We start from the raw sequence: 10,417 nt of genomic DNA, 5'->3' as shown, positions 1-10,417 counted from the left end.
TAGCATTACAGTTGCGTTTCCGACGAGGTTCTGAATCTCTGCCTCACCATGATTCGCGCATCATGGACGACCGGGACCTCTGTCGAGGCGACGCTGGAGTTGTGGGCCTCGTCGCTGCGAGACGTGAAGGGGCGCATGCGGCCCCTGTTCACCCAGGAGCGGGTCGCCGCCTCGGCGGGCGCGTTCCTGGACGGACTGCTCGGCACGGAGCGGCGCAAGACCGGTTGGATGCGGGCGGAAGCCGCGGGCGATCCTGGGCCTTGGCGTCAACAGGCCGTGCTCGGTCGCGGACGCTGGGATGCCGACACCCTGCGCGACGTGGTGCGGGATTATGCCCTGGAGACGCTGGCCGACCCAGATGCGGTTCTGGTCCTCGACGAGACCGGCTTCCTCAAGCAGGGCAAAGCCTCGTGCGGCGTGCATCGTCAGTACACCGGCTCGGCCGGCAAGATTACGAACTGTCAGATCGGCGTGTTTGCGGCCTACGCCTCACGGCACGGTCATGCCTTCATCGATCGGGCCTTGTACCTGCCCAAGACCTGGACTTCGGATCCGGCCCGGCTGGCCGCCGCCCACGTGCCGGAGGGGACGGCCTTCGCGACCAAGCCGGGGCTGGCTCTGGCGATGATCGAGCGGGCGATGGCCGCCGACGTGCCGTTTTCCTGGGTGGCGGCCGATACCGTGTACGGGGTCGGCGACATCGGACAAGCGCTACGCCGGGCGGGCAAGGGCTACGTGCTCGGGGTCAAGAGTGATCACAGGCTCAATTCCTGGATCGACAAGCCACCGGTGGCGGGCACCGCCGAGGCGATCGCGAACGGCCTTGCTCCGACGGCCTGGACGCGTCTGTCGGCGGGCGACGGGACGAAGGGCGCGCGGCTGTACGACTGGGCCTACTGCGAACTGGCCGACCTCGATGGTGCCGACGACCAGACCGGCCTGTGGACGCGGGGGCTCCTGATCCGGCGCAGCCTGGCTGACGACGAGCGGTTCTACTTCACGACCTGGTGCCCGGCCGGCACGCCGATCCAGACCCTGGTCGACGTCGAGGGACGGCGTTGGAGCATCGAGGATGCGTTCGAGACGGCCAAGACCGAACTCGGGCTCGCTCACAACGAGACCCGCTCCTGGCACGGCTGGCACCGACACGTCAGCCTGGTGATGATGGCCTTTGCCCTGCTGGCGGTGATCCGCCGTCACGCCAACGCACCGCCCCCAAAAAGACCGGCTCGGACGAGACCGCGCGCCCATTGATCCGCTGGTCAGTGCAGGAGATCCGCCGCATCGCGGTCCGTCTCGCGCAGCGGCGCATCCAGCCCGCTCACGTCATCGCATGGTCGCTCTGGCGACGGGCGCATCAGGCCGCCGCCCGCCAAGCCCATCTCAAACGCCGTACCGCACACCCCAAACGGCGACGACAAGGCCCGAAGCCCAGGACAGCCACCCAACAGACATCACACACCAAAACGCAACTGTAATGCTAGGCCACGGACGAAACGCGCGGCTTCCCGCCAGGCGCGGTCAGCAGGCGCATCGCACGCAGCAGGCGCCGCTCGCGGATATGGGCGGCGACCCCGCCATCGGCCTCGAACAGACGATAGAGGTTGGAGCGGGACAGGCCGAACCGGGCGAGGATCGCGGGGGCATCCAGTGCCTCCGAGCCCAGTTCCGCCTCGATGAACCGGCGGATCGCGATGCTGGTCAGCTGGTCGGAGGCCCGGGCGGCGCCCTCGTCGGGCCGGAAGCAGGCGCTGCAGAGATGCGCGGCCGAAAGCGCGAGGTGGCGGGCCTCGTGGGCGTTCAAGCCCTCGGCACAGGAGGCGAGCCCCGACAGGAAGGTGTGGAACAGCCGACGCACCGGCGTGCCGCCGTAATCCAGGGACTGGCCGTGCAGGCCCTCGATCGTCGCGATGTGGTCGGCCAGGAGCGCGCGGGGCAGCATGATGTTGGTGGCGCAGACCGCTTCCGCCTCGGTCACCGCCGGCTGGGACATGTCGAAGACGACCAGTTGCCACGGCTTCACCGCGGCGGCCCGGCGCCCATTCTCCACCGTGCTCTGCCCGACCGTGTAGAACTGCAGCAGGACGTGGTCGATGCCCTGGCGCGCGATCATGCGGGCGTTGCGCTCCAGGCGCTGGGCCGGCGCCGAGACGCTGCCGAGCAGCACGGGACCGAAATTGTAGGTCGTCAGCCCGATGCCCGCCGACAGGTCGGCGTCCCGGGCGACCGTCACCGCGTAGATCGACGCGAGATGCGCCTCCCACGAGCCCGCCCGCCGGTCCGGATCGGCGGGCAGGCGGAACCGGTCGCACGGGATCGCGGCGGCGGGCGTTTCGGAATCCGGCGTTTCCGGATCGAAATCTTCCGAAGTCGGCGTCTCGGACATCGCATCTCGTTCGACGGTCGGCGGAGCGCCGGTGGGCGACAGGCGTGCACGGGCCGGACCGGACCCTTTGCACGACATCCCCGACGCGACCTGACCGGCTCGGACCTGTGTTGGGGCCGTACCGTCATAATGGTGAACGATACAGGCGATCGACCGTAGAACCGCAGGCCTGTTCGTCTCCAGATCGACGGAACTCACATCTTCGTCAGGATCGGACCTGTCGCCCGGACAGGCTCGGCGCGGCCGGCACCGGTGCCGGGCGGAACGGCAGACGCCGTCCACAAGCTTTTCTCGCTCCCCGTCTTCGACCACCAGGGATCGTCGAGTCCGTTCTGCTGCCATTTACGATAACGCCGAAGTCCGGCCGCGTTTCGGGAGCAATTCACGCCGGCGAAACGCTTCACAGCCGAAGTGTCGTCGGCGTCGAAGCCGCAGACCGTGAGGGAGGGAGACACGTGCCGAACCTGTTTCGCGTCCCGGCGATCCGCGCCCGGTTCGCTATGCCCGATCCCGTGCTCCGGCGCAGGCTCGCGGTGGCGTTCCGCCGGCCCGAGGCCCGGCTCGTGCGGGCGACGGTGCCGGGCCGCAGCTTCGCCGTCATGCCGCCGGTCCTCACCGGCATGCTCACCGGCCTGACCGGCCTCGGCTTCGCCCCGGCGGCCCTGCTCACACCCCTCTCCCGGAGGCATGAGACGCGATCTCGGCGGGCGCCGTTTCGGCGCGTCCCGCGTGCCGATGCGCGCGCTCAGCGCCGGGACGACGCCGCGCATCCTCCAGGACCGGACCGTCGACGTGCCGGCGCGTGCCGGCCTCGTGGCCTTCATCCGGGTCCGGCCGCCGCCGGACGGGCACGTGCAGGCCTGTCCCCGGACGCCCGCGCCGGTACCGGCGCCGAGCGCGCCGTTGCCGGATGCCGGCGTCCCGAGCGGGTGGCGCAGTTCGTGAAACGGAACGGGCAACAGGCTGGGTTCGGCGCGCGACGTGCCGGAATCGGCCGGAACGACCGACCGGAGCGGGACTCGGCGGGCCGCGCCGTCCCGATCCGGGACAGCGGCGGACACCGCGCCCGCCCCGCGTCGACTGCGTAACGGAAAGCGTCCATGGCTGTCATCGAACGCGCCACCCCTGCGATCCTGCAGCATCTCGGTGCCGGCACCGAGACCGCGCGCGAGCCCCTGCCCTGGTTCTTCGACATGGGCGAGGTCGGCCGCATCCTGCGCCGCCGCTGGCTGAGCGTGATCCTGCCGGTCCTCGTCCTCCTGGGCCTGGCGGCGGGCTACCTCTCGCTGCCCGCCCAGTACGCCGCGACGGTCCAGCTCCTCATCGACCCGCGCGGCCTCGCCGTGCTCAAGGACGAGGCCAACCCGCAGGGCCAGGCCAACGAATCCACCCTCCTCCTCGTCGACAGCCAGCTCCGGGTGCTCCAGTCGGACGACGTCCTGCGCAAGGTCGTGGCCTCGCAGCGCCTCGCCGCCGACCCGGACTTCGTCGAGCCCGGCGCCCTCGACCGCTTCCGGGCCTGGGTCGGGAGCCTCCTCGGGCGCGCCGCCGAGCCCGAGGGCGACCCGGCCCTCACGGCCCTGCGCGCCCTGCGCGACCGGATGTCGGCCAAGCGCCTGGAGCGCAGCTTCGCCGTCGACGTCTCGGTCTCGTCGAACGACCGCGAGAAGTCGGCCCGCATCGCCCAGAGCGTCGCCGAGACCTACCTCGCCACCGAGATCGGCAACCGCTCCGAGGCGATCCGGCGGGCGCGCGAGGGGCTGAGCAGCCGCCTCGGCGAATTGCGCGACGGCGTCCAGCAGGCCGAGAACGCGGCCCAGGCCTTCCGCACCAAGAACAACCTCGTGGGCACCCGCACCCAGCTCGTGAGCGAGCAGCAGCTCGGCCAGCTCAGCGACCAGCTCGGCGCCGCCCGCGCCAAGGCCGCCGAGCAGCAGGCCAAGCTCCGCCAGATCGAGGGCGCGACCGGCGGCGACCCGGCCAAGCTCGACTCGATCCAGGAGGTGCTGCAGTCGCAGACCATCGGGCAGCTGCGCGGCCAGCTCGCCCAGGCCGAGCGCCAGCGCGCGGATGCGGCCACCAGCCTCGGCGAGCGCCACCCCGCGATGAACGCCTCCGACGTGCAGGTGCGCAGCGCCCGCAACCAGCTCGACGCCGAGGTGAAGCGCATCGGCGCCGCCATCCGCAACGAGTACCGCGCCAGCATGGCCAACGTGACCGAGCTCTCGCAAGCGCTGGAGAAGCGCAAGGCCGAGGCCCTGAAGGTCGGCGACAGCTTCGTGAAGCTGCGCGAGCTGGAGCGCCAGGTCGACGCCCGGCGCGGCGTCTACGAGGCCTTCCTGGTGCGCACCCGCGAATTGCAGGAGCAGCAGCAGCTCGACACCTCGACCTCGCGCATCATCTCGCCGGCCCTGCCGCCCGCCCGGCGCCAGGGTCCGCCCGCCGCCATCGTGCTCGCGGCCGCCCTCGTCGCCGGCCTCGGGCTCGGCATCGGCGGCAGCCTGATGGCCGAGCAGGTCAGCGGGCGCATCCGCTCGCGCACGCGCCTGGGGACGCGGACCCAGCGCCTCATCCTCGGCCTCCTGCCGGCCCTGCCGCGCGGCGCCCGCAACGGGACCGACCGCCTGGGCAGCGGACCCTACGAGATCGCGATCACGCGGCTGCGCAACCGCCTGCGCCGCGACCTGCCGGCCAAGCGCCCGCACGTCATCGTGGTCACCTCCGCCGACGACGTCGCCGGCCGCTCGATGCTCGCCCTCGACTACGCCGCCTCGGCCGCCCAGGAGAACGAGCGCGTCCTCCTGGTCGACGCCTCCGCCGACGGCACCGTGACCCGCGAAGTCGGCCTGCCGCCCCGGCGCGGCGGCCAGGTGCCCGGCCGGGGCGACCTCTCCGACGTGCTGGTGCGCCACCGCTCGGGCCTCGCCCTGATCCCGCAGGACGGCCAGACCGCGCGCAGCGACCTGCGCAGCTACGTCGACAGCATCCTGGGCACGCAGGACGCCTACGACCTCGTGGTGATCCATGTCGGCCTGATCGGCGCCGACGCCATCGCCGAGCGCCTGGCGGCCGATCCCCGCGTCACCGCGGTGCTCGTCACCGTCCGCCACGGGCAGAGCCGCTACGCCACCCTCGACCGCGCGCTCGCGGCCATCGGCCCGCGGCCCTATGTCGGCCTCGTGCTCACCGGGGCGGAGGCGCTCGACTGAGCCGCCGGAGCGGCCCCCGTCAGGCGGGGGCGTTCGCGCCGAGTTGGCGGTCGAAGTAGCCGATCGTCTGCATCAGGCCCTCGCGGAGCGGGACCGTCGGCGCCCAGCCGAGGACCGCCCTGGCCTGGGTGATGTCGGGCCGGCGCTGGCGCGGATCATCGGGCGGCAGCGGGCGGGTGACGATGCGCGAGCGCGAGCCGGTCAGTTCGATCACGAGGTCGGCGAGTTCGCGGATCGAGAATTCGCCCGGATTGCCGAGATTGATCGGACCCGTGACCTCGGAGCCGGTCTCCATCAGGCGCAGGATGCCGTCGATGAGGTCGTCGACGTAGCAGAAGGCCCGGCTCTGCGAGCCGTCGCCGTAGAGGGTGATGTCCTCGTTGCGCAGGGCCTGCACCACGAGGTTCGACACCACCCGCCCGTCGTTGGGGTGCATGCGCGGGCCGTAGGTGTTGAAGATGCGCGCCACCTTGATCGCGATGCCGTGCTGGCGGTGATAGTCGAAGAACAGCGTCTCGGCGCAGCGCTTGCCCTCGTCGTAGCAGGAGCGATACCCGATCGGGTTGACCCGGCCCCAGTATTCCTCCGGCTGCGGATGCACCTCCGGGTCGCCGTAGACCTCGCTGGTCGAGGCCTGGAAGATCTTGATCTTCAGCCGCTTGGCGAGGCCGAGCATGTTGATCGCGCCGATGACGCTGGTCTTGGCCGTCTGCACCGGATCGAACTGGTAGTGCACCGGCGAGGCCGGACAGGCGAGGTTGTAGATCTCGTCGACCTCGACGTAGAGCGGGAAGGTCACGTCGTGGCGCATGAACTCGAAGCGCGGATGGTCGAGCAGCGGGGCGATGTTGCGGCGGGATCCGGTGAAGAGGTTGTCGACGCAGAGGACCTCGTGCCCCTGCTCCAGCAACCGCTCGCAGAGATGGGAGCCCAGGAAGCCGGCGCCGCCGGTGACCAGAATCGTCTTCGTCGCGCCGTATCGCATGCCCGTGTCCGAACCTACTCGCGTTGCACGGCGGCGTCGTGGGAAGGGCTGTCGGCGGGCGTGCTCCGGACCGGAGCCTGGCCGACGCCGGTATAGTGGAAGCCGCGCCGGCGCACGTCCTCCGCCTTGTAGACGTTGCGCAGGTCCACCAGCACGGGCACGGCCATCGTCGCCCGCAACCGGGCGAAGTCGAGGGCCCGGAAGGCGTTCCATTCCGTGACGATCACCACCGCGTCGGCCCCGGCGGCGCATTCGTAGGCGTCCCCCGCATAGGTCACGTTCGACAGGAGCGCGCGGGCGGCCTCCATGCCCTCCGGGTCGTAGGCGCGGATGACGGCCCCGCCGTCCTGCAGGCCGGTGATGACCGAGAGCGAGGGCGCGTCGCGCATGTCGTCGGTGTTGGGCTTGAAGGTCAGGCCGAGGATCGCGATCGTCTTGCCCCGCACCGAGCCGCCGCAGGCCTGGATCACCTTGCGCGCCATGGCGCGCTTGCGCTGGTCGTTGACCGAGACGACGGTCTCCACGAGGCGGATCGGGGTGCCGGCATCCTGCGCCGTCTTGACCAGGGCGACGGTGTCCTTCGGGAAGCACGAGCCGCCGTAGCCCGGGCCGGCATGCAGGAACTTCGACCCGATGCGGTTGTCGAGGCCGATGCCGCGGGCGACCTCCTGCACGTTCGCGCCGACCTGCTCGCAGAGGTCGGCGATCTCGTTGATGAAGGTGATCTTGGTGGCGAGGAACGCATTGGCGGCGTACTTCGTGAGCTCCGCGGTGCGCCGGTCCGTGTAGAGGATCGGCGCCTGGTTGAGATAGAGCGGCCGGTAGACCTCGCCCATCACGGCGGCGCCGCGGTCGCTGTCGGCCCCGATGACGATGCGGTCGGGCCGCTTGAAGTCCTCGATGGCGGCGCCCTCGCGCAGGAATTCCGGGTTCGACACCACCGCCACGTCGGCCTCGGGCCGGGTCTCGCGGATGATCCGCTCGACCTCGTCGCCGGTTCCCACCGGGACGGTGGACTTCGTCACCACCACGGTGAAGCCGCTGAGCGCGCCCGCGATCTCGCGGGCCGCCGCATGGACGTAGGACAGGTCGGCGAAGCCGTCCCCGCGCCGGGACGGCGTGCCGACGGCGATGAACACCGCGTCGGCATCGGCGACCGCGCCGGCGAGATCGGTGGAGAAGCTGAGGCGGCCGTGGCGCACGTTCTCGGCCACCAGGGCTTCCAGGCCCGGCTCGTAGATCGGCATGCGCCCGGCCTTCAGGAGGTCGATCTTGCCCGCATCGTTGTCGACGCAGATCACCTGGTGCCCGAAATCCGCCAGGCAGGTGCCCGAGACGAGGCCGACATAGCCGGAGCCAACCATCACGATATGCATGACATGCCCTTCCCTGCCGGAGCACGTGCCCGGCAACCGACATCTGCGCGATCCGTGGCGCCTAGCAGCCCGGGATGCGTTGATCCATCAAAGAATCCGTCGGTCGGGGAGGGAAGCAGCGGGCCGCTGCCGCAGGGGGGGCGGCGGCCGGATCGTCTTGGAAATACCGAGCGAAGCATCCAAGACGCGGCCACGCTCTTCGCCGGTTGCGCGCCCGCCGGATACCAGCCCTCCCGCCCGCGCGCCTGAACACACGCCAACGGAGCCGCACCCGGGACCGGTTCCCGAGGCGAAATTCCCCTGCCGGCGAAGCGCCGACGCGGGCAGGCGAGCGGGTCAGGGCCGTTTTTCGAGGGGTGGCGGCAGGCGCGCGTCGCGGTCCAGGGGCGCGTGGTCCCGGGTGCGGATCGCGGCGCCGGCGGCGTCCAGCACCGTGTCGAAGCGGGCCGGGCCGCCCGCGGGGGCGCCGGAGGGCAGGCGCAGGCCGTCCGGGCCACGGTTGCCCGAGAGGACCTGCTCGTCCGCCCGGCCGCCGTCGCCGAACCGGAAGGGCTCGCTCCCGAGGAAGACGTTCCCCGTGACGGTATTGCGCGCGGCCGCCGGATCGTCCCGCAGGATCGTGGCGAGGCTGGGATAGCGGGCGCGCCAGGGCTTGGAGCCGACCGGCATCGCCGCATAGGCGGCGCGCAGTTCCGATTGCGGATCGGTGATCGCGTCGCTGGCCCAGGTCCGGCCGCGGGCATCGACGTGGATGGCCGGGCTCGACTCCACGAAGAGGTTGTCGGCGACGCGGTTGTCGCGACCGCCGCCGAGGAAGACCGGCTGGTCGACGCGCACGAACAGGTTGTCGCGCACCGTGACGCCGCTCGCCATGTCGTCGAGGTAGACGCCCTTGATCTCGAAGCTCGGCGCGGCGCGGATGTCGTGCAGGTAGTTCTGTTCGATCACCGTGCCCCGGGCGGTCCAGTCGCGGCCGGAATAGATGGCGCCGCTGTCGGTCGACCCGGAGAGCACCCGGGCGATCTCGTTCCGGGCGACCCGATGGTCGTTGCCCCGCAGCAGGATGGCGTATTCGTCGGTATCGTGGATGTAGTTGCCCTCCACGACCTGGCCGACGCCCTCGACGGTGATCGCCGGACTCTGGGTCCGGGCCAGTTGGGCGTAGTCGCGGAACCGGCAATCCCGGACGAAGAGCCCGGCGGGGCTCAGGGTCGCCCGGTCGCCGCCCGACAGAAGGACGGCGCCGATGCCGGTCTCGGCGACGGTGCCGCCCGCCAGTCCGCTCGCGGTCGAGCGCAGGATCGACAGGGCCCGGCCGGGGGTCCGGCCCAGGCGCGCGCCGGTCATCACCACGTCGGTCGCATCGGCGACCCGGACGAGGTCGCCCTGCGCCTGCTCGAGGGTCAATCCCTCGAAGCGCAGATGGGACGCGCCCTCGACCGCCAGCAGGGTCTCGGTGACGGCCACCTCGACGGCACCGCCGGCATCGCGCGGCCAGACCAGGAGGACGCCCCAGCCGGCGTCGCGCCACCACTCGCCGGGCGCGTCGAGTTCGCCGAGCGCATGGACGATCCGGTAGCGGGCGCCCTTGGCGATGCCCTCGTAGGGCCGCGCCCCCAGGGTCAGGCGCCTGACCGCGGAATCGAGGCCGACGACCGGGAACGCCTCGAACAGCCAGTCCCAGTGCCAGTAGCCTTCGGCCCAGAGGTCGGGCTCACCGCGCCAGCCCTCGATGCGCCCGTCGGCCGCGGTGAAGTCCGCACCGGCTCCGGGGCTGTCCGCCACCTTCGCCCAGCCGGCATTCGGCCAGCGCGCCGGCCAGAGCGCCCCGGCGCCATCGAAGACGGCGAGGTTCACCCGGGCGTCGCGGTGCGCGAGGGTTCGGGGTTCCTGAATGCGGGGATCGATACCGGCGGCGGCGGGCAGCCGATAGGCGCGTATCCGGGCCCGCGCGGCGGCCGGCAGGCGGGCGCGCAGGTCGGCGGGGATGCCGCCGGGCGCGGGCACGAGGGGGACGGAGCCGACGAGGCGGGTGGTGCCGTCGGGACTCCCGCGCACCACCAGGGGGGCGCCGGCCGTGCCGCCATCCTCGGGCCCGAAGCGGACCGGCTCGGAAAGGCGGTGCAGTCCGGGGGCGAGGGCGATCGCGATCGCCTGGCGCGGATCCGAGCGGCGCCAGGTCCGGCGCAGGGCCAGGGCCGCCGGCAAGGTGGCGACGACGACGTTGCCGACGGCGCGCTTCGGGAGAGACTCCGGGGCGGGTGCGGAAGCGAGCGTGCCCGCCTTCGGATCGACGGTGATGACGATCGGCTCGGCGGCCAGGGCCGCGGCCGTCATCGGCAGGAGGAGCGCCGCGAGGCCGGCCAGAAGACGCGATGGCCTCACCGGCCGTCGGTTGCGTGCCCTCAAGCGCCGGACCTCGATCAGGGTTGCGGCGACCGTCCCTGCGACGGTCGCCGAA

Annotated in this window: 8 protein-coding genes; 3 read left to right on the top strand and 5 right to left on the bottom strand. The window is 71.7% G+C overall.

Features of this window, described 5'->3' with window-relative positions; translation table 11 throughout:
• Window positions 1-48: 48 nt before the first annotated feature.
• Window positions 49-1,254, top strand: coding sequence for an IS701 family transposase (locus tag ACLBWX_RS21145; protein ID WP_447678234.1), 1,206 nt, complete (start codon window positions 49-51; stop codon window positions 1,252-1,254).
• Between the two features lie 226 nt (window positions 1,255-1,480).
• Here the strand turns inward: ACLBWX_RS21145 and ACLBWX_RS21140 are convergent, their stop codons facing one another.
• Together ACLBWX_RS21140 and ACLBWX_RS21135 are read right to left on the bottom strand one after the other, a co-directional pair.
• The gene (locus tag ACLBWX_RS21140; RefSeq protein ID WP_447678943.1) at window positions 1,481-2,386 is read right to left on the bottom strand and encodes an AraC-like ligand-binding domain-containing protein; all 906 of its coding nucleotides are present in this window, start codon (window positions 2,384-2,386) and stop codon (window positions 1,481-1,483) included.
• A 194-nt stretch (window positions 2,387-2,580) separates the two neighbouring features.
• Window positions 2,581-2,841, bottom strand: a complete 261-nt coding sequence (locus ACLBWX_RS21135; RefSeq protein ID WP_447678942.1) for a hypothetical protein — start codon at window positions 2,839-2,841, stop codon at window positions 2,581-2,583.
• Window positions 2,842-3,073: 232 nt separating this feature from the next.
• On the opposite strand from ACLBWX_RS21135, the gene ACLBWX_RS21130 reads away from it, so the two are divergent.
• Both ACLBWX_RS21130 and ACLBWX_RS21125 read left to right on the top strand, forming a co-directional pair.
• Entirely contained in the window at window positions 3,074-3,331 is a 258-nt protein-coding gene (locus ACLBWX_RS21130) for a hypothetical protein (protein ID WP_447678941.1), read from the top strand.
• A 155-nt stretch (window positions 3,332-3,486) separates the two neighbouring features.
• Complete coding sequence (locus ACLBWX_RS21125) at window positions 3,487-5,595, top strand: GumC family protein (protein ID WP_447678940.1); 2,109 nt, start codon at window positions 3,487-3,489, stop codon at window positions 5,593-5,595.
• 19 nt (window positions 5,596-5,614) lie between these two features.
• Here the strand turns inward: ACLBWX_RS21125 and ACLBWX_RS21120 are convergent, their stop codons facing one another.
• The 3 genes from ACLBWX_RS21120 to ACLBWX_RS21110 form a co-directional block, all read right to left on the bottom strand.
• Window positions 5,615-6,580: a UDP-glucuronic acid decarboxylase family protein gene (locus ACLBWX_RS21120; RefSeq protein ID WP_447678939.1), complete on the bottom strand. Its 966-nt coding sequence runs from the start codon at window positions 6,578-6,580 to the stop codon at window positions 5,615-5,617.
• A 14-nt stretch (window positions 6,581-6,594) separates the two neighbouring features.
• Entirely contained in the window at window positions 6,595-7,956 is a 1,362-nt protein-coding gene (locus ACLBWX_RS21115) for a UDP-glucose dehydrogenase family protein (protein WP_447678938.1), read from the bottom strand.
• A gap of 336 nt (window positions 7,957-8,292) precedes the next feature.
• Window positions 8,293-10,341: a right-handed parallel beta-helix repeat-containing protein gene (locus ACLBWX_RS21110; RefSeq protein ID WP_447678937.1), complete on the bottom strand. Its 2,049-nt coding sequence runs from the start codon at window positions 10,339-10,341 to the stop codon at window positions 8,293-8,295.
• Window positions 10,342-10,417: the final 76 nt, after the last annotated feature.

The organism is Methylobacterium sp. M6A4_1b (genome assembly GCF_053345175.1).
This window is presented reverse-complemented; position numbering and strand designations above follow the sequence as displayed.